General features: G+C 67.1%; 15 protein-coding genes and 1 pseudogene. 9 read left to right on the top strand and 7 right to left on the bottom strand.

All coding sequences use genetic code 11. The features are described 5' to 3' along the window. Window positions 1-79: 79 nt before the first annotated feature. The 3 genes from P2869_RS27955 (at window position 80) to P2869_RS27945 (ending at window position 2,525) form a co-directional block, all read left to right on the top strand. Window positions 80-1,123: an alpha/beta hydrolase gene (locus tag P2869_RS27955; protein WP_277598637.1), complete on the top strand. Its 1,044-nt coding sequence runs from the start codon at window positions 80-82 to the stop codon at window positions 1,121-1,123. A 14-nt stretch (window positions 1,124-1,137) separates the two neighbouring features. Next, window positions 1,138-1,662: a cytochrome P460 family protein gene (locus P2869_RS27950; protein ID WP_277598636.1), complete on the top strand. Its 525-nt coding sequence runs from the start codon at window positions 1,138-1,140 to the stop codon at window positions 1,660-1,662. Between the two features lie 149 nt (window positions 1,663-1,811). After that, window positions 1,812-2,525 carry an alpha/beta hydrolase gene (locus P2869_RS27945; protein WP_277599867.1) on the top strand — a complete coding sequence of 238 codons (714 nt, stop codon included), beginning with the start codon at window positions 1,812-1,814 and terminating at the stop codon, window positions 2,523-2,525. A gap of 136 nt (window positions 2,526-2,661) precedes the next feature. On the opposite strand, the gene P2869_RS27940 is transcribed toward P2869_RS27945, so the two are convergent. From P2869_RS27940 to P2869_RS27910, 7 genes and pseudogenes are all read right to left on the bottom strand, one after another. Beyond that, entirely contained in the window at window positions 2,662-3,708 is a 1,047-nt protein-coding gene (locus tag P2869_RS27940; RefSeq protein WP_277598635.1) for an ABC transporter substrate-binding protein, read from the bottom strand. 12 nt (window positions 3,709-3,720) lie between these two features. After that, window positions 3,721-4,857, bottom strand: a complete 1,137-nt coding sequence (locus tag P2869_RS27935; RefSeq protein ID WP_277598634.1) for an FAD-binding oxidoreductase — start codon at window positions 4,855-4,857, stop codon at window positions 3,721-3,723. Then, complete coding sequence (locus P2869_RS27930; RefSeq protein WP_277598633.1) at window positions 4,850-6,280, bottom strand: FAD/NAD(P)-binding oxidoreductase; 1,431 nt, start codon at window positions 6,278-6,280, stop codon at window positions 4,850-4,852. The genes P2869_RS27935 and P2869_RS27930 overlap by 8 nt, the downstream gene beginning before the upstream one ends. Window positions 6,281-6,405: 125 nt before the next feature. Then, window positions 6,406-6,702, bottom strand: a pseudogene (locus P2869_RS27925) ((2Fe-2S)-binding protein); the annotation flags it as partial. 50 nt (window positions 6,703-6,752) lie between these two features. Further along, complete coding sequence (locus tag P2869_RS27920; RefSeq protein ID WP_017775078.1) at window positions 6,753-7,547, bottom strand: ABC transporter permease; 795 nt, start codon at window positions 7,545-7,547, stop codon at window positions 6,753-6,755. 26 nt (window positions 7,548-7,573) lie between these two features. After that, complete coding sequence (locus tag P2869_RS27915) at window positions 7,574-8,395, bottom strand: ABC transporter permease (protein WP_277599866.1); 822 nt, start codon at window positions 8,393-8,395, stop codon at window positions 7,574-7,576. Between the two features lie 100 nt (window positions 8,396-8,495). Continuing rightward, entirely contained in the window at window positions 8,496-9,587 is a 1,092-nt protein-coding gene (locus P2869_RS27910; protein ID WP_277598631.1) for an ABC transporter ATP-binding protein, read from the bottom strand. Window positions 9,588-9,939: 352 nt separating this feature from the next. Between P2869_RS27910 and P2869_RS27905 the strand changes: the two genes are divergently transcribed. The 6 genes from P2869_RS27905 (at window position 9,940) to P2869_RS27880 (ending at window position 19,280) form a co-directional block, all read left to right on the top strand. After that, entirely contained in the window at window positions 9,940-10,776 is an 837-nt protein-coding gene (locus tag P2869_RS27905) for an IclR family transcriptional regulator (protein ID WP_126877035.1), read from the top strand. 262 nt (window positions 10,777-11,038) lie between these two features. Next, window positions 11,039-11,428, top strand: a complete 390-nt coding sequence (gspI, locus tag P2869_RS27900; protein WP_277599865.1) for a type II secretion system minor pseudopilin GspI — start codon at window positions 11,039-11,041, stop codon at window positions 11,426-11,428. Between the two features lie 10 nt (window positions 11,429-11,438). Further along, window positions 11,439-12,128 carry a prepilin-type N-terminal cleavage/methylation domain-containing protein gene (locus P2869_RS27895; protein ID WP_346833762.1) on the top strand — a complete coding sequence of 230 codons (690 nt, stop codon included), beginning with the start codon at window positions 11,439-11,441 and terminating at the stop codon, window positions 12,126-12,128. A 258-nt stretch (window positions 12,129-12,386) separates the two neighbouring features. Beyond that, window positions 12,387-14,654 carry a tetratricopeptide repeat protein gene (locus tag P2869_RS27890; protein WP_277598629.1) on the top strand — a complete coding sequence of 756 codons (2,268 nt, stop codon included), beginning with the start codon at window positions 12,387-12,389 and terminating at the stop codon, window positions 14,652-14,654. Between the two features lie 85 nt (window positions 14,655-14,739). Next, window positions 14,740-16,986, top strand: a complete 2,247-nt coding sequence (locus tag P2869_RS27885) for a tetratricopeptide repeat protein (RefSeq protein ID WP_277598628.1) — start codon at window positions 14,740-14,742, stop codon at window positions 16,984-16,986. Continuing rightward, window positions 16,983-19,280 carry a tetratricopeptide repeat protein gene (locus P2869_RS27880; protein WP_277598627.1) on the top strand — a complete coding sequence of 766 codons (2,298 nt, stop codon included), beginning with the start codon at window positions 16,983-16,985 and terminating at the stop codon, window positions 19,278-19,280. The genes P2869_RS27885 and P2869_RS27880 overlap by 4 nt, the downstream gene beginning before the upstream one ends. The last annotated feature ends 159 nt before the right edge of the window (window positions 19,281-19,439 follow it).

Genomic DNA, 19,439 nt, shown 5'->3' with positions numbered 1-19,439 from the left:
TTTGAGAAGAACGCAGATCGGCAGACCTGCCGCGGCTCGCGGCATGACGAACTAACTCATCTTTTTTGGGGATACGACTATGTCTGATCAGATCGACGCGCGGCGTCGCCGCGTATTGGGTACCACCATCGCCGGCCTTGCCATGCTGGGTTCGGGACTGAGCGAAATGGCGCGCGCGCAATCGGCCCCGGCCGCAGCGGGTTTGGCCCCCGCCGGAGGGGGCGCGCTATTCGGCACGCTGCGCCAGGTGGATGCCAACCGGCTCAGCATCGGATACGTGGAGGCAGGGCCGGCGAACGGTCCGGTCGTCATCCTGCTGCATGGGTGGCCCTACGATGTTTTCAGCTTTGCCGAAGTGACACCCATACTCGTCTCGGCCGGTTATCGCGTGCTCGTGCCGTACCTTCGCGGCTACGGGCCGACGCGATTCCTGTCGGCAGATACGCCGCGCAACGGTCAGCAAGCCGTCGTCGCGGTCGACGTCATCGCGTTCATGGACGCTTTGAAAATCAGGCAAGCGGTGATTGGCGGGTTCGACTGGGGCGGCCGTACCGCCGACATCGTTGCGGCGCTTTGGCCCGAGCGGTGCAAGGCGCTGGTTTCCGTGAGCGGCTATCTGATCGGCAGCCAGGAGGCAAACAGGAAGCCGCTGCCGCCGCAGGCCGAACTGGCCTGGTGGTATCAGTTCTATTTCGCGACCGACCGCGGCGAAGCAGGCTATGCAACCAACCGCTTCGAATTCAACAAGCTGATCTGGCGCCTTGCCTCGCCGCAATGGCATTTCGACGACGCAACGTTCGCGCGCTCGGCCGAGTCGTTCAACAACCCCGACCACGTCGCCATCGTCATCCACAACTATCGCTGGCGTCTGGGTCTCGCGCAGGGCGAATCGCAATACGACGAACTCGAGAAAAAGCTCGCTACGTCGCCCGATATATCGGTGCCCACCATCACGATGGAAGGCGACGCCAATGGCGCACCGCATCCGCAGCCTTCGGCGTACGCGAAGAAGTTCACGGGCAAGTACCAGCATCGAAACATCAGCGGCGGCATTGGGCACAACTTGCCGCAGGAAGCGCCCCAGGCATTCGCCGACGCGATTCTCCAGGTCCAGCATCTGTAATGCGGGAGCGCAGGATGAAATCGAAATGGCGCAGCATCGGCGCGTTGCTGGCGGGTGGCCTGCTCGGGCTCACGGCATTGACGAGTGATGGCGCGACTGCTGACGACACGCAAACGACAGCGGCCGCGTCGCCCATTTACGGCGTGACGATTCCAAAGGGCTATCGCGAATGGCAGATGATCGCGCCCGCGGCGGAAGCGGCGCCGCTCGACGAGTTGCGCGTGGTGCTCGGCAACGAGACAGCGATCAAGGCCATCAGGAATGCCACCTTGCCGTTTCCGGACGGGACGATTCTGGTCAAGCTCGCTTACCGGAAAAAGCAGTCCGATGCGTTCGCGCCCGCCACGGTGCCGGGCCAGCCCACGACGGTGCAGGTCATGGTGAAAGACGCGAAGCGCTACGCGTCCACCGGCGGATGGGGGTTCGGGCGTTTCATCAACGGCGTGCCGGTCGATAAAGCCCAGCATGAGACGTGCTTCGCGTGTCATGCCGCCCGCGTGAAGAACCGCGATTACGTGTTCACGCGTTTTGCGCCGTGATGGCCGGACAGGGCACGACCTGGCGAGATAACCGTTGTAGCGCGCCGACCCGTTTTTCCAACCTGAAACGAGAGATGAAAATGATGTCCAAATTTTTTGGCGGCTTTCTAAAGTCCATGCTGATCATTGGCGCCGTTGCCACGGGAACGATGGCGCACGCCGAAGGCACGAAGGACTTGAGCAACACCACGGTGGTGCTGACGCACGGCGCGTTTGCCGACGGTTCGAGCTGGAGCCGCGTGATTCCTGTCCTCGAGGCGAAAGGCTTGCACGTGGTGGCCGTGCAGAATCCATTGAGTTCTTTGAACGACGACGTCGCGGCAACGAAACGTGTCGTGGATGAGCAGCCGGGCCGGGTCGTTCTCGTGGGGCATTCGTGGGCCGGCGTGGTCATCAGCGAGGCCGGCAACGACGACAAGGTCAAGGCGCTCGTCTACGTTTCGGCCTTTGCGCCGGACGCCAATCAATCGATTGCCGATATCACGAAGGACTTGCCCGCGCCGCCCTGGTCGAAAGAGCTGCACAAGGATTCCGCAGGCTATCTGACGCTCTCGGACAAGGCGATCCACCAGTTCTTCGCGCCGGACCTGCCGCTTGCCGGGCAGCGCATCGTGGCCGCCACGCAGGGGCCCTGGTACGCGGGCTGCCTCGACGAGAAGGTCACGCATCCGGCCTGGCGCGACCGGCCGTCCTACTTCGTGGTGAGCACCGAAGACCAGATGATTGCTCCCGCGCTGCAGGAGCGCATGGCGAAGGCCATTGGCGCTACCGTCACGCGTGTGCATGGCAGCCATGTTTCGCTCGTGAGCCATCCGCAAGCCGTTGCAAACGCGATTATCGAAGCCGCCGAACGTGCGGAGTAGCAGGTGAAGTCACACGCGTAACAAGCGCGTACGGCCTTGATGCGCGCGTGGCGAGTTGCGCGTGGGACTCGCCACTCGCCACGCGCAACTCGCCACGCGCGCTTTGCCGGCAGTGGGGCCGGCCCGCCGTCGCTGCTTACTGCTCGATTTGCCGGTTCCAGCGCGAATCCCACTGCGCGCGGTGCGCGTTGATCACGTCCCAGTCCACCACCGTCACCTTCTTCACGAGCTGGTCCAGGTCGCCGAGGCTCCTTTGCATGTCGGGCGGCATGGTGGCGTTGCGGTTGGTGGGAATCTGCTTGCCGGCCACCGCGGCTTTGCTTTGCGCGGGCGCAGAAAGCAGGAACTGCGCGAGCTTCTGGGCAAGCTGCGGGTCAGGGTTGTTCTTCACGACGCACAGATCCACGAGCAGCAGCACCGCGCCTTCCTTCGGGTTCACGTAGGCCACGGGCAAGCCCTTGTCCTTCAGGTCGCCCACGGCGGTAGGCGTGAGCGGAAAGAGTCCTGCTTCGCCGGTCTGAATCATCTCCGAGAGCTTCGCCGAGTTCGGAATGTATTCGACAACGTTCGGCCCTACCGTGCTCGGCCACTTCGTGAAGGCTGGCTCCACGTTGCTTTCGCTGCCGCCCATCAGGCGATTGATGGCGAGAAAGCCATGCAGCCCGAACGTGCTGCTCGAAGCCGACTGGAACACCACTTTGCCCTTGTATTTCGGGTTCGCGAAGTCGAGCCACGAAGTGGGCGGCGCCCAGCCTTTGTCGGCGAACACCTTGGTGTTGTAGCCGATGCCGGTCATGCCGAGTTGCACGCCCGCGCCCATGTCGCCCTTCATGCGCGCGAAGGGATAAAGCTCCTTGAGCACGGGCGAATCGTCCAGCTTCTCGCACACGCCCATGCTGACCGCGCGCGCCATGACGCCGTCGTCGAGGAACGCCACGTGAATCTGCGGGCTGTTGCGGTTGGCGAGCAGCTTCGCGAGCACGTCGGAGGACGTGCCGGGCACGACCACCACCTTGACGTTGTTGGCCTTCTCGAAGTCGGGCAGCACCTGGCTCGTATAGGCCTTCTCCATCGGACCGCCGTTCATGCCGATGTAGATCGTTTTCGTCTGCGCCGAGGCGAGGGTGGAACAGCCGAGCGCAACGAGGGCGGCCAGCGAGGCAAGCGTGCGTGTGAATTTCATCGTGTGAACTCCTTATTTGACGGGGAGAGCGGCATGAACAGAAGACTGCGTGAAGCGGCCGATGGCGAATGCGTCGATGGGCGTGCTCGTCGCGCCTTCGGTGACGAGTTCGGCCAGCACCTCGCCCACGCCCGGCGCGAGCAGGAAGCCGCCGCCCGAAAAGCCGAAGGCGTGCAACAGGCGCGGCGTGGTATGGCTGGGTCCGATGATGGGGTTGCTGTCCGGCGTTTCGCCTTCCACGCCGCTCCACGTGCGGATGAGGAGCGCGTTGCGCAGCCCCGGCAGCAGCGCGCAGGCGTCGCGCATGACGGCGCGCGTGGTGTCGGTGGAGGGCTGGGCGTATTCGCCGTCGCCGTGTCCGCGCCCGCCGCCGATCACGCAGTTGCCGCGCTCCACCTGGCGCGCGTAGACGCCGCCGCCGTAGACGCCGAGGTTGTGCCGGATGAAACGCGGCAGCGGCTCGGTCACCCACATGTTCGGATAGATGGGCTTCATCGGCACGGTTTCGCCGAAACTGCCCGCCACCGTATTGGCCCAGGCGCCCGCGCAGTTGATGAGCCAGTCGGCGCTGACGCGTGCGTCGCCCGCTCGCATCTGGAAGCGGCGTCCGTCGAAGCCGAGGTCGGTTAGCGCCGTGTGCTCCTGCATGTGCGCTCCCGCGCGGCGCGCCGCCGCCGCGAAGCCCGGCGAAACGAGCCGCGGATTCGCGTGGCCGTCGCTTGCGCAGAGCGAGCCGCCAATGGCGGCGCGGCCGAGCCACGGGTAACGGCGGCGAAACGCGTCGCCATGCATGACCTGCGACTCCACGCCGTATTCGCGCGCCATCGCGGCCCACGCGTGAAGCGCGTCGAGGTCGCTATCGCGCCGCGCGAGACGCAGGTGCCCCGACACGACGAATTCCCCGTCTATGCCAATCAGCTCCGGCAAGCGGTTCCACACGCGCCGCGCGCGCACCGCGAGCGGTAACTGCTCGGCGGTGCGGCCCTGGGTGCGCACGCCGCCGTAGTTCACGCCGCTTGCCTGCGCGCCGCAAAAGCGGCGCTCGAAGAGCCCGACGCTCACGCCCTTGCGTGCCAGCGCGAGCGCAGCCGATGCGCCCACGAGCCCGCCGCCCGCAATCACGACCTGGAAGTGGCGCGTGTCACTCATCGTGTGCTTCCTCTTCCACGACCTGGACGCCGTCTTCGAACAGCATCGGCGAAATCGGAATGGGTTTGATGGGCGCCTGGCTGCGCAGGCGGCCCACTTCATGCAACGGTTTGCCCGTTTCCGCAGCGAGGAGCGCCATGGCCGATTCGCCGCACATGCGCCCCTGGCAGCGCCCCATGCCGATGCGCGTGAGCGCCTTCAGGCGATTCACTTCGGTGGTCGCGCCGCTGCGAATGCAGCTACGCAACGTGCCGGCCGTCACTTCCTCGCAGCGGCAGATGGTCAGGTCGTCGGGCCAGTTCGCGGCGCAGTGGCTGGGCGGCGCGAACGCGTGTTCGATGCCGGCGCGAAAGCGCGAGATGCGCGCAAGGCGCTTTTCCAGCGCCGCGGCAGTGGGCCATGGCGCGCCCTGCGGCGCGGCCATGCCGAGGTCTTCGAGCACCGCGAGCGCGGCGCGGCGGCCGCCGAGTTCGGCGGCGTCGGCGCCTGCAATGCCCGCACCGTCGCCGGCCAGGTAGACGCCTTTGACGGAACTGCGTCCGGCGACGTCGCGCTCGGGCAGCCAGCAGCGGTTGAGCGAGTCGAACACGAAGCGGCAGCCCGCGAGATCGGCAAGCTGCGTTTCGGGACGCAAGCCGTAGCCGAGGCCCACGGCGTCGCACGCGATTGCATGCGCTGTGCCGTCCGCGGTGCGCCAACGGAGGGATTGCGCGGCGTGCTCGCCGTCGATCGCATCGAGCGACACACCGTGTTCGACGCGTATTCCGTGTGCCTTGAGCCAGCCCAGGTAATACAGGCCTTTCGCGAACGTGCCGGGTTGGCTGAGCAGCTTCGGCGCGGCGGCAACCTCACGTGCGAACGGGCTCGTATCGAGCACCGCAGCCACCTGCGCGCCCGCTTTCGCGTACTGGTAAGCGACGAGATAGAGCAGCGGCCCGGTGCCAGCGAACACGGTGCGCCGGCCGATCGCGCAGCCTTGCGATTTCAGCGCCACCTGCGCGCCGCCGAGCGTGTAGACGCCGGGCAGGGTCCAGCCCGGCAGGGGCACGATGCGATCGGTCGCGCCGCTCGCGATGATCAGATGCGACCACGGCACGCTCGCTTCCCGGCCCTCGCGCAAGGTGTCGAGCCGCCCCGGCTCGCATGACCAGGCGAGCGTGTCGGGCCGATAGTCGATCTTCTGCAGCAGGTCGGCCATGGCGCGATGGAGCGCGTCGGCCTTCTTTGCTTCGAAGCCGTAGAGCGCGGATTTCGGGCGCGAGAAGCCTGCGTTCGCTGCGGGCTGGCGATAGATCTGCCCGCCCCAGCGGGCGTTTTCGTCGATCACGACGGGACGCAGCCCCGCGGCCGCGAGCGTTTGCGCGGCGCGCACGCCCGCAGGCCCCGCGCCGACAATCACGATGCGCGCCGACGCCGTGCTCATTGCGCCTCCGCTTCGTTTGATGCGTCGGTAGCTGCGTCGGTAGTTACGTCGGTAGTTGCGTTGTTTGCCGCTTCGTTGTCCACGTCGCTGTGCGCTTCGTTGTCCACGTCGCTGCGCACGTAGTTGCGCGTCAGCACACGCATGCCTTCACGCAGCGGTGTCGAGCACGCGCGCAGCCGCATGCCGTCTTCGCTGCGCACCCAGCAGTCCTGGCAAGCGCCGATCAGGCAGAAGCCCGCACGCGGCATGTCGCTGAATTCGCTGCGGCGCACGTGCCGCTGCTGCGTGAGGATCGCGGTGAGCAGCGTGTCGCCCGCAAGCGCCTGCACTGGCACGCCGTCGAGAAAAAAAGTGACGCTCGCGCGCGCCGTTTCGGCGACGCGAACGAACTGCGGTAAGTGATGCGGCGTGACGATGCTCATGAGAAGTCGGCGTGTAGCAGCGCGTAGGCGAAGGAGAAACCGGGCGGCGTTCAGTGCTGCCCGATCAGGATGCGGTTGAGCCCGTAGACGCGGTCGAGCAGCAGCATCGCGCCCGCCGTGATGCCGATCACGAGCGCGGAAACGGAGGCCATCATCGGGTCGATGGATTCCGTCGCGTACATGTACATGCGCACGGGCAGCGTGACGGTTTGCGGCGACGTCACGAAGATCGACATCGTTAGTTCGTCGAAGCTGTTGATGAACGCGAGCAGCCAGCCGCCCGTGATGCCGGGCACGATCATGGGCAACGTGATGCGGCGAAACGTGGTCCACGCGTTCGCGCCGAGCGAGGAGGCCGCGTGTTCAATGCTGCGGTCGAGGCCGCTCACCGACGCCAGCACGAGCCGCATCACGAACGGCGTGATGACGATCATGTGCGCGAGAATCAGCCACGCGAACGAACCGGTCGCGCCAATCAACGCGAAGAAGCGCAGCAGGGCGATGCCGAGCACGAGCCCTGGAATCACGAGCGGCGAAAGCAGCAGCGCGTTCAGGAAGCTGCGCCCGGGAAAACGCGCACGGCCGATGGCGAGCCCCGCAGGCAGCGCGATGACGAGCGAAAGCGTGGCCGACGCGAAGGCGAGCTTGATGCTGTTGAAGAACGCGGTAATGAAATCCGGGTAGTCGAGAATGGCGCGGAACCAGCGCAGCGAGAGCCCGTGCGTGGGCAGCGTCAGCGTTTCGTCGGGCGTGAAGGCCACCAGCACCACGATGACGAGCGGCGCCAGCACGAACAGAATGACGAGGCTGTGGAACGTAAGGGCGAGCGGTCCATTTTTGCGCATGATGAGTGTCCTGGCAACGCGCGGCCTCAGCCCATGCTGCGGGCGTAGCGGCGTTCGAGCACGCGGTAGTAGGTGAGCATGACCACGAGATTGGCGACCAGCAGCAGCACGGCGATCGTCGCGCCGAGCGGCCAGTTCATCGAACTCAGAAACTGGTCGTAGACGGCGGTGGCCGCCACCTTGAGTCGACGGCCGCCCAGCAGGCCCGGAATCGCAAACGCGCTGGCGGAGAGCCCGAACACCATGAGGCTGCCCGAGAGAATGCCCGGCATCAGTTGCGGCAACACGATGCGGCGCAGCGTCGTGGCGGGCGACGCCATCAGCGAGAGCGCGGCGTTTTCCGTTTGCGGGTCGAGCCGCTGCAGCGCGGTCCAAACCGGAATCACCATGAACGGCAGCATGACGTGCACGAGCGCGATGACGATGGCGAAGGTCGTGTATTCGAGCTTGAACGGCCCTGCGCCGAAGAGCCCGAAGAACTGGTTCACGATGCCGTTTGTGTTGAGCAGCATGCTCCAGCCGAACGCGCGCACCACCACGGAAACCAGCAGCGGCGCGAGGATCACGAGCAGGAAGACGGAACGCCAGGGGTCGCGCATGCGCGACAGGATGTAGGCCTCGGGCGTACCGATCACGACGCACAGCAGCGTGGTGAGCGCCGCGATGCCGAAGGTGCGCAGAAAGATCGTGTGGAAGTACGACGAGCCGAGCACTTCCCCGTAGTTGTGCAGATCGAACGCGGCAATCGGGCCGACGGACGGATCGAAGCGATAGAACGTGAGCGCGAAGGTCATGGCGAGCGGCACGAGCACAAGCGCGGCGAACAGCAGCAGCGCGGGCGCGCTCATGAGCCAGAGCGGCAGGAACGCGTGCCAGCTGGCGCGCACGGTGGCGCGCGGTGCGGGCTGGCCGGCGGGCTCCTGGGTCGGCCGGGAAGCCGGCAGCGTGCTAGACACGGGCGCTCTCCTGCTGGATGAAGCGGATGGCGTCGCTGTGCCAGTCGATGCCCACCTGGTCGCCTTCGGCGAGCGGCTCCTTGCCTTCGTTCTGGCAGCACACGAGCATTTCGCCCGCGCGGCTGTCGAGCCGGTAGAGCCATTGGCTGCCGAGGAAGAAGCGGCTCGTCACGCGGCCCGCAAGACGGCCCGAGCCCGTTGCGCACAGCCGCAGCTTTTCGGGGCGGATGCAGAGCGTGATGGCGTCGCCTACGCCCACGGCACGGCCGCGCTCGGGCAACTGTGCCGTCGATCCCGTTTCCGCCAGATCGTTGCCGAGGTCCACGCGTATCGTGTCGCCCTCGCGCGCCACCACGCGCCCCGCCAGCATGTTGGCCTTGCCGATGAACTGCGAGACGAAGTCGTTCTCGGGGCGTTCATAGGCGCGATAGGGCGTATCCACCTGGGTGATGCGGCCGTTCTCCATCACCACCACGCGGTCGCTGATCGAAAGCGCTTCGGACTGGTCGTGCGTGACCATCAGCGTGGTTGTGCCGATCTTGCGCTGGATGGCGCGCAGTTCGAACTGCATGTCTTCGCGCAGCTTGGCGTCGAGGTTCGACATCGGTTCGTCCAGCAGCAGCACGGGCGGCGCGATCACGATGGCGCGCGCAATCGCCACGCGCTGGCGCTGGCCGCCCGAAAGCTCGCGCGGAAAGCGGTGCGCGTACGCGTCGAGCCGCACGAGCGAGAGCGCCTCGCGAATGCGTTCCTTGCGCTCGGCACTGGCCACGCCGCGCATCTCGAGGCCGAAGCTCACGTTCTCGGCCACGCTCATGTGCGGAAAGAGCGCGTAGCTCTGGAACACGATGCCGAGGCCGCGCTTGTTCGGCGGCGTATGCGTGATGTCGCGGCCGTCGAGCGTGATGCGCCCGCGCGTGGCTTCCACGAAACCGGCAATCATCTGCAGCGTGGTGGTCTTGCCGCAGCCCGAGGGGCCGAGCAGCGAGACGAACTCGCCTTGTTCCACCGCGAGGTTGATGCCGGTGACCGCGTGCAGGTCGCCGAACGATTTCGAAACATCGGTCAGGGTGAGGAACGACATGGTCTCGCCTTCCAGTGCAGTGAATGCATGGGTGCGCTCGCACCCGCTGAACCAGTTTGCATTGCGTTGGGGCGACTGTAGCCAGCCAAATTTCCCGCCGTCAATTTTGAATTCCATTCGGCGAGAGAAATTTGGCATATATTCCATTTAACGGAACGGCCAATGCTGACTCGCGAGTTGAGATTCCGGCCAGTGATCTCCGGGAAACCCCTAACGAAGCTGGAATGACTGCGCAGATATAGGTTTGTGCATCGATTCCCGGCGAGAAGGCCCGCTCTCTACCCGCGCCGGCAGGTATTCCGCAGAGTGGAATATCAAACGCAATGTGGCGGCAACAGAAAGGAAAAATGGAATGCAGGCAGACGAAGCAAAAAGCGCCGGCGTATTGCAGCGCGCATTCGCGGTGATCCGGGCGCTGGGCGAGAGCCAGGCGGAAGGCAGCCGCGTGACCACGCTCGCGAAAGCCGTGGGGCTGACCCAGGCGACGGTCCATCGCCTGCTGCAAGGGCTGATTGCCGAGGGCGTGGTCGAGCAGGACGAAAGCACGAAGCGGTATCGGCTGAGCGTGGACTTCTTCGCGCTCGCGGCGCAGGCGAGCAACCCGAGCAACATGCGTACGCTGTGCCGCCCCGCGTTGCTGCGGCTGTGCGCGAGCCTCGGCGACACCATCTTCCTGCTCGTGCGGAGCAGCTTCGACGCCGTCTGTCTCGACATGTGCGAAGGGCCGTTTCCCATCCGCTCGTTTACCGGAGACATTGGCGGACGTGTGGCGCTGGGCGTGGGCCAGGGCAGCCTCGCGATTCTCGCGTTCCAGCCCGAGGCGGAGCGCGAGGAGATCATCCGCTTCAACGTGCCGCGCCTGCGTGCCTATGGCGTGCTCGACGAGGTGTATCTGCGCACGGAGATCGAACGCGTGCGCAAGCTGGGTTACGCGGGCCGCAATACCGGCGTGCTCGAAGGCATGGCGGGCGTAGCGGTGCCCATCTTCGACCGCAACGGCTGCGCGGTCGCGGCGTTAAGCGTCGGTACGCTGGCCGCGCGTTTGACCGATGACCGGTTGCCCACGGTCGTCGAACTGCTCAAGCGTCAGGCCGAGCAGATCGGCCCGCAAACCAATCCGTTCGACGTCGCGATGCGCCGCCCCATGCATGGCCTCACGCGCGCCCTGACGACGCAGCCGCTGGCGTAGGCGTTCCAGGTCCGGGCTTAAGCCCAGGCGCGGGTCCAGAAACCCTGCACGAAATGGTCCGTAGCATCGGACACGGTTGTGCCACACGTTCTGTTTAAGGTCTCGCCGTCGGGCCGCGCGGGGAGACCTCATGAACGTGCATGCACCGGAACAGGCTGACGCGAAAACGGGCGGCGTCAGTACAGACGGGAAGAAGAACGCGCCTCGCGTTGCGCACGCCGCGCGCGCTGCGCGCCATGCGTCACGCGTTTTGCAGAGCCGTCTGGCGAACCATCCGCCGCGCACCGCGGCCACCGGCTTCACCCTGATCGAAGTGCTGATCGCGCTCGCCATCGTGGCCGTGGCGCTGGGCGCTGTGACGCGCGCCATCGGCGCGCTCGCAGCGGACACCGACAGCGCCCGCGGCCACCTGCTCGCGCTCTGGAGCGCCGACAACGCGCTGAGCGCGATCCGCATCGCGGCCGCCTGGCCCCAGCCTGGGCGCACCACCTTCGCGTGCCCGCAGGGGCGCTATGCGTTCGTGTGCCGGCAGACCGTGACGACGCTCGGCAGCCCGCTCGTGCGACAGGTGACGGTGAGCGTCTATGCATCGGCCGCGAGCGCGAACGTGCTGGCCGAAGTCGTCACCGTCGTGCAGAACGAGGCGCGCTAGCGCAATGCCGATGAGAACCGCGCGTGCCACGATCGCGACGACTGCGCCGCGTACCACACAGTCCAGACGCCGCGCGCGCGGCTTCACGCTGATCGAGATGCTGGTCGCCATCGCGCTGCTCGCCGTGATCGCGCTGCTCTCGTGGCGCGGCCTCGACGCGACCATCCGCGGCCGCGACGACATCGCGGCCAATCTCGGCAGCACGCGGCTGCTCGGCCGCTACTTCTCGCAGTTGCAATACGACCTCATGAACCTCGTCACGCCCGACGAAGTGTTCGGCCCGCCCTTGCGCATGCGCTCCGGCGAACTCGTGCTCGTGCGCCACCTGGGCGTAGGCGGCGGCCCGACGTTCGTGCAGGTGGTGCGCTATCAGCTGAAGGGGCGGCAACTGATACGCAGCGCCTCGGCGCCGCTCGCGTCGCTGGCAGCACTCGCCGACGCGCTTCACCACATGGACGACTTCGCGCGTGTCGTGGTGAGCGACGACGCACGGTCGATGAAGCTCGCGGTGTGGGTCGCGCCTGCGGGATGGACGACGAGTCAGGCGGTGGTGGAAAAGACCTACGCCGAGTTTCTTGCGCAGCACGGCGTCAGCAACATCACCTCACGCGGCATGCCGTTGCCGCGCGGCGTGCAGTTTTCCGTGACGCTCGGTTCGCCGCCCGTCGAGTATCTGCGGATGATCCCGATCGGGCAGTAAGCGCCCGGCTCATCGTGCATCTGCAATGGCGGATGACTGGCTGTAGAAACAGCTAAACCCCCCCCGCGTCAATGATGCACGGCGCATCAATGATCGCCTGCATCTGCCGCCACGCTGCCGGCCGGCAAAATGGTCCGTAACTTTCGTCACACGCCTGTTATTGCTCGTCCGCTAGTCTGCCGCTGGAAACGGGCGGGCGACACGCCGTTCCCGATGGTGCGACAGCAACGCGACGCGTGACACGACGAGGGGGCGAACATGGAGGTCGAACACCCGCAAGACGCTGGAGCGGGCGCAGCGGTGGTCAATGCGGCCACGGCACCGCGCAGCGCGGCGAGCCTCGCCCGTGCACGCGACTGGCACGCGGCGGGCCGGTTCGACGACGCAGCGCGCGAATACGAAGCCGTGCTCGCGAGCAATGCCGGGAACGCCGAAGCGTTGCATCTGTACGGCGTGCTGCAGTACCAGCGCGGCGTGGTGGCCGAAGCCGAGTCGCTGATTCGCCGCGCGATTGCGCTCGGCACGGACACGGGCACGGCCACGCGTGCGCACTCGGACCTCGGCGCGATCCTTGCCGACACCGGCCGCGCTGCCGAAGCGTTCGACCAGTTCGACGCCGCTCTGCGCGCCGACCCCGGCGACGTTCAGACGCTCGTGCGCAAGGGCAACACGCTGCTCGGCCAGCGGCGCTACGAACTCGCGCTCGCGGCGTTCGACCGCGCGCTCGAAGTCTCGCCGCTCACGCTCGACGCGCTCTGCAATCGCGGCAGCGCCCTGCGCGCGCTGGGCCGCCATGCCGAGGCCGTGGACACCTACGACCGCGCACTCATGGTGGACCCGCGCTCGTTCGAATCGTGGTTCAACCGCGGACTCGTGCTGCGCGACCTGCAACGTCCCGCCGATGCGCTGCACGCGTTCGATCGCGCCATCGCCATCCGTCCTGGCCTTGCCGTGATGCTCTCGGCGCGCGGCCAGACGCTCGTGGACCTCGGGCGCCTGGGCGAAGCGCTCGCGGCCTTCAACGAAGCCATCGCGATCCAGCCCGGCCTCGTGGACGCCATCTACAACAGCGCGGTGGCGCTCGAACGTCTGAACCGTCCAGACGAAGCCATTGCCCGCTGCGAACGCGTGCTCGCGCTCGAACCCGGCAATGCGCAGGCGCACGCGTGCCGGGGCAACGCGTTGCTGCAGCTGCGGCGTTACGACGAAGCGCTCGCCAGCTACGACGCCGCATTGCGCCTGCGTCCGGAGGCCGTCGAATTCCAGTGCAATCGTGGCACGGCATTGCGTTATCTGCGGCGCTACGAGGAAGCGCTGCAAAGCTACGACGCGGTACTGGCCGTCGACAGCCGGTTCGGCGAGGCCTGGAGCAACCGCAGCAGCGTGTTGCAAGACCTGCACCGCTACGACGATGCGGCGGCCTCGCTCGACCACGCCATGGCGCTGCGCCCCGACCATGCGACGAACTGGTTCAACCGCGGCAACCTGCACTACGAGACAAACCAGCCCGACGAGGCACTCGCTGCCTACGGCCGCGCAATCGAATTGAATGCGGACTACGTGGACGCCCATTTCGCGCGCGCGTCGCTGTATCTGATCGAAGGCGACTTCGCGCGCGGCTGGGGCGAATACGAATGGCGCCTGCGCGATGCGCTGCTTGCGCACCACTACCGTCCGTTCGCGCAGCCGCTGTGGCGTGGCGACGAACCGCTCGAGGGCAAGACGATCCTCGTTCACGCAGAGCAAGGCTTCGGCGACACGTTGCAGTTCTGCCGCTACGCGCCCTTGCTGGCGGCGCGCGGCGCACGCGTGGTGCTCGAAGTGCAGCCGGCGCTGAAGGCGTTGATGGCCTCGCTGGAGGGGCCGGCGCAGGTGGTCGCGCGAGGCGAACTGCTGCCCGGATTCGATTACCAGTGCCCGCTGCTGAGTCTGCCGCACGCGTTCAACACGACGCTCGAAACGATTCCGCGGCACACGCCGTATCTGCGCGCGGACGCGCAGCGCGTCGAGCAATGGGCGAACTTGCTGGGCGCCCGCGCTGAAAAACGCCTGCGCGTGGGCCTCGCCTGGGCTGGCAATTCCGAGCACAGGAACGACCACAACCGCTCCATCGACTTCGCGCGGTTCGCGCCGTGGTTCGAGCTCGACATCGAATGGGTGAGCCTGCAAAAAGCGGTTCGCGAGCGCGACGAGGCGTTGCTTGCGCACGCGCCGGTGCTGCGTTTCGACGACGAACTCGGCGACTTCGCCGACACGGCGGCGCTCATGGCATCGCTCGATCTCGTGATCTCCGTAGACACCGCCGTGGCGCATCTGGCCGGTGCGCTGGGCCGGCCGCTCTGGGTGCTGCTGCCCGAGCCGCCCGAGTGGCGCTGGATGCGTGCTCGCGACGACAGCCCCTGGTATCCGGGCGCACGGCTCTTTCGTCAGCCGGCGCCGGGGCAATGGGCGAGCGTGATCGACGCGGTCAAGGCCGCGCTCGTGGAAAAGACCGCGCAGGCTTTCGCGGATGGCGAGCGCGCCTGAACCGGTCGAGGCGTCACAGCAAAGCGCGGTAGAGGGAAACAGATGGGAAACCGCAGCACCGACAGGGGATAACAGGGGCCACACAATGACATCGAACGGGGAAGGGACGACGCTCGCGATGCTGGCCAGTTCACCGCACACTCGCAGGCCCGACGCCGCAAAGCTCGATCAATTGCTGCTGCGGGCCCGCAAGGCGCATCACGAGGGTGCGCTCGACCAGGCCGCGAGCGCCTATGGCGATCTGCTCGCGCTCGCGCCCGATCATCCGGAAGCGCTGCATCTGCTCGGCGCGCTGCGTTTTCAGCAAGGCCAGTTGAACGAGGCCGAAGACCTGATGCGGCGTTCCATCGCGCGCCAGCCGGTTCCGCTTGCGCTTGCGAATTACGCCGCGGTGCTCGTGGGGCTGGGTCGCGAGCAGGAAGCGTTGACGCGTCTGGACGAAGCGCTGGCCATTCATCCCGCGCATCAACGGTCGCTGTTTCAGCGCGCGGGGCTGCTCGCGCAGTTGGGTCGCTACGATGAAGCGCTCGCGTCGTACGACCGTCTGCTGGAGTTGAGCCCCGCTTTTGCCGACGGCTTCGTGAAACGCAGCACAACGCTGCGCGTATTGGGCCGGCTCGACGAGGCGCTCGCGGGCTGCAATCGTGCGCTCGCCATCGTGGGCCGCTCGTTCGACGCCTCGCGCGAACGCGGTCTCGTGCTGCGCGCGCTGGGCCGCTTTCGCGAAGCGTCCGAGAGCTACGGCCACGCGCTCGCCGTGATGCCCGGCAACGTCGAAGCGATGTTTCTGCGCGGCGTGGCGTTCCTCGATCTCGGCGAGCCGGAGAACGCGCTCGCGGACTTCAACGCGGCCATTGCGGCGAACCCCGGTTTCGTCGATGCGATCTACAACAGCTCGGTGGCCCTCGAACAACTGGAACGCCACGAAGAAGCCATCGACCGATGCGACCGCGTGCTCGCCATACAGCCCGATCACGCGAAGGCGCTCGCCAACCGCGGCAACGCGGCGTGCAGCGTGGGCCGCAACGGCGAGGCGGCGGCGAACTATCAGCGCTCGCTCGAACTGGAGCCGCAGAGCGTGGGCGTGCTCTGCAACTACGCGAGCGCGCTCATGCGCATCAACCGCTACGGCGAAGCGAGAGACGCCTGCGACCGCGCGCTCGCACTCGAACCCGACTACGCGCATGCGTGGTTCACGCGCGGCAGGGTGGGGCTCGAAACGCACCGCTACGAGGACGCGCTCGAAGACTTCGACCGCGTGGTGTCGATCGACCCGGCCCACAAGATCGCGCACTTTCATCGCGGCAACGCGCTGCGTTCGCTGCGTCGTCACGACGAGGCGAACGAGGCCTACGTCAACGCCATCGCGATCGACACCGACTACGCCGAGGCGCACTGCATGCGCGGCTTCCTGTGCCTGGCCATCGGCGACTTCGAGGCCGGCTGGCGCGAGTACGAATGGCGCTGGCGCGACACGCAGCTCGACGGCAGCCGGCGCGATTTCGTGCAGCCCAGGTGGACGTACGGCATGCCGCTGGAAGGCCAAACGATTCTGCTCTACGCGGAACAGGGACTCGGCGACACGTTGCAGTTCTGCCGCTACGCGCCGCTCGTGAAGGCGCTGGGCGCGAAGGTCGTGCTCGAAGTGCCCATCGAACTGAAGGGACTGCTGGCGAGCCTCGACGGCGTGGACACGATCGTCGTGCGCGGCGGCCCGCTGCCGCCGTTCGATCTGCATTGCCCGCTGCTGAGCCTGCCGCTCGAATTCCGCACCGACCTCGCGACGATTCCCGCCAGCGTGCCCTATCTGCGCGCCGAAACCGAGCGTGTCGAACTGTGGAAAACGCGGCTCGGGCCGGCGCAACGGCCGCGCGTGGGCCTCGTGTGGTCGGGCAATCCGCTGCATCTGAATGATCGCAACCGGTCGATGGCGCTCGCGGAACTGCTGCCGATGCTGAGCGACGCATTCGAATGGGTGAGCCTGCAAAAGGTGGTGCGCGACGAAGACAAGCCGACGCTTGCCGCGAGCGCGATTCGCCACGTGGGCGATCAACTCGCCGACTTCGCGGACACGGCTGCGCTCACGCAACTGATGGATTACGTGGTGAGCGTGGATACGTCCGTGGCGCATCTGGCCGGTGCGCTGGGCCGCCCGCTCGCGGTGCTGCTGCCGCACACGCCGGACTTCCGCTGGCTGCTCGATCGCGACGACAACCCCTGGTATCCGAATGCGCGGCTCTTCCGCCAGGCCGAGGCGGGCAAATGGGCGCCCGTGGTGGAGGCCGTGCAGGCGGCCTTGCCGGATCTCGTGAACGGAGGAGGCACGCCATGACAGGCCCGCAGACGCAACAGCGCGACGCCCCGTTTCAGTTCGCGCCCGACTCAGGCTTCTCCACGAACCAGCAGGCGATACGCGCCGCGCTTCAGGACGCGCTGCGCAATGCCCGCGCGCGGCTCGAAAAGAACGACCTCGCGAGCGCGCGGCGTCTCTACGAAGGCGTGCTCGCCATGGCGCCGGACAACGTCGAGGCGTTGCATTTGCTCGGGCTCGTCTGTCTGCGCCAGGGCGATGCGGCGCGCGCCGAGCCGCTGATCGCGCGTTCCATGCGCTTCGGCCTGCGCCAGCCGTGGAACTTCGCGAATCACGCCGCGGCGCTCGTCGGCGTGGGGCGTCATCGCGAAGCGCTCGCCGTGATCGACGCCGCGTTGAAGATCGACCCCACGCACGCGCCATGCAATGCCGCGCGCGGCGACGCGCTGCTCGGGCTCGAACGGTTCGAGGAAGCGATTGCGGCCTACGACGTATCGCTGCAACGCGAGCCCATTCAGCCCGCGGCCTGGTGCCGGCGCGGCGCCGCGTTGCGCGGCATCGGCCGGCCCGCCGACGCGCTCATCAGCCTCGACCGCGCGCTGAAGATCGATCCCAACGATCCGGCCACGCATCTCGAACGCGGCCACGTGTTGCGCGAACTGGGCCGCCGCGACGAGGCGCTTTATCACTACCAGCTCGCTATCGTCGTGTGCGGGAAGACGCCGGCGCTCATGCATGCCGCAGGCGTCGTGCTGACGGAGATGGGGCGTGCGTCCGAGGCCGTCGCCATGCTCGACGAAGGGCTGAAGCTGGCCCCCGACGACGAACCGTTGCTCTACGCAAGCTGCGTCGCGCTCGACATGCTGCATGCGCGCGACGAACTGCTGCGGCGCTGCGACCGTCTGCTTGCACGCAATCGCGACAACGCACTGGCCTGGGTAGGCCGCGGCAATGCGCTGCTGGGCCTGGATCGCCACGAGGAGGCCGCAGAGGCCTACGGCGAGGCGCTGCTGCGCGCGCCGCAACACGTGGACGCCTTGCGCAACCGCGCCGCGGCTTTGCGCGCGCTGGGCCGCTACGAAGAGGCGCTCGACTACTACGAGCGCGCGCATGCCGTGGCCGGGCCGCATCCCGAGTTGCTCTACAACCGCGCCGTCACGCTTCAACAGCTCGGCCGCTACGACGAAGCGATGGCGAGCCACGCCGAAGCGGCTCGCGCACCCGCCGATACGGCACAGGCGCTGTACACGAAAGCCGTCGCCCTGCAGCAGTTGGGCGAGCACGAAGCGGCGCTGAAGCAATACGAGGTGGCCTGCGAACGCGACCCGCATCACGGCGCGGCGCGTCGTTCAGAAGCGTATTGCCGTCTCTTGATGGGCGACTTCGAAACCGGCTGGCAACAGCACGAATCGCGCTGGCACGCCACGGACGTGCTGCTGAACCGGCGCCACGCCGACCGTCCGCTGTGGCTCGGCGTGGAGCCCGTGGCGGGCAAGACCGTGCTGCTGCATGCGGAGCAGGGCTACGGCGACACGCTGCAGTTCTGCCGCTACGCGCCGCTCGTGGCCGAGAAGGGCGCGACGGTGCTGCTCGAAGTGCCGAAGGCGCTGGCAAGCTTGCTGGGTTCGCTGCCCGGTGTGAGCCGCATCGTCACCGAAGACGACGCGACGCCCGCGTTCGATCTGCAGTGTCCGCTGATGAGCCTGCCGCTCGCGTTTCGCACCACGCTCGGCACGGTGCCCGCCGCCACGCCGTATCTGCGTGCCGATGCGCAGCGGCGCGCGGTGTGGGCGCAGCGCGTGGAAGCGCTTGGGGCCGCCGGGAAGCCGCAGCGGTTGAAGGTCGGCCTCGCGTGGTCGGGCAATCCGCGGCACAACAACGACGAGAACCGGTCGCTGCCGTTCGATGCGCTGCGTCCGCTGCTCGCGCTCGATGCCACCTTCGTGTGCCTTCAGCCCCAGGTGCGCGAGCGCGACCGCGAGGCGCTGGCGGCGAGCGGCATCGTGAACTTCGGCGACGCGCTCGCGGACTTCGCTGACACGGCCGCGCTCGTCGAAGCGCTCGACGTGGTGGTGACCGTGGATACGTCCGTCGCCCACGTGGCCGGTGCCGTGGGCCGGTCGGTCTGGATTCTGCTGCCGCGCTCGCCGGACTGGCGGTGGCTGCTCGAACGCGAAGACAGCCCCTGGTACCCGACCGCGCGACTCTTCCGTCAGACGCGGCCCGGCGACTGGCCCGAGGTGATCGCGCGCGTGCAGCAGGCGTTGATGGAAGCCGGGCAGGCGCGCGGCCAGGCGGCGAACCTCAGCCTATGACCGGCCATTGTCAAAAAAGCTACGAACCTTTTCGGGCGGCGCGAATGCTCCGTAACACCCGCCATCGCGCTGCCATCGCGACTTCGTATTTTCTGTTGATTCAGGTGGCGCGATGCCCAACGCATGCGCGGCCTGTCATCGGGGAACAGGGTAAATCGC

The sequence above is a fragment of the Paraburkholderia sp. SUR17 genome (assembly GCF_029536165.1).
Taxonomy (GTDB): Bacteria; Pseudomonadota; Gammaproteobacteria; order Burkholderiales; family Burkholderiaceae; genus Paraburkholderia; species Paraburkholderia kururiensis.
This window is presented reverse-complemented; position numbering and strand designations above follow the sequence as displayed.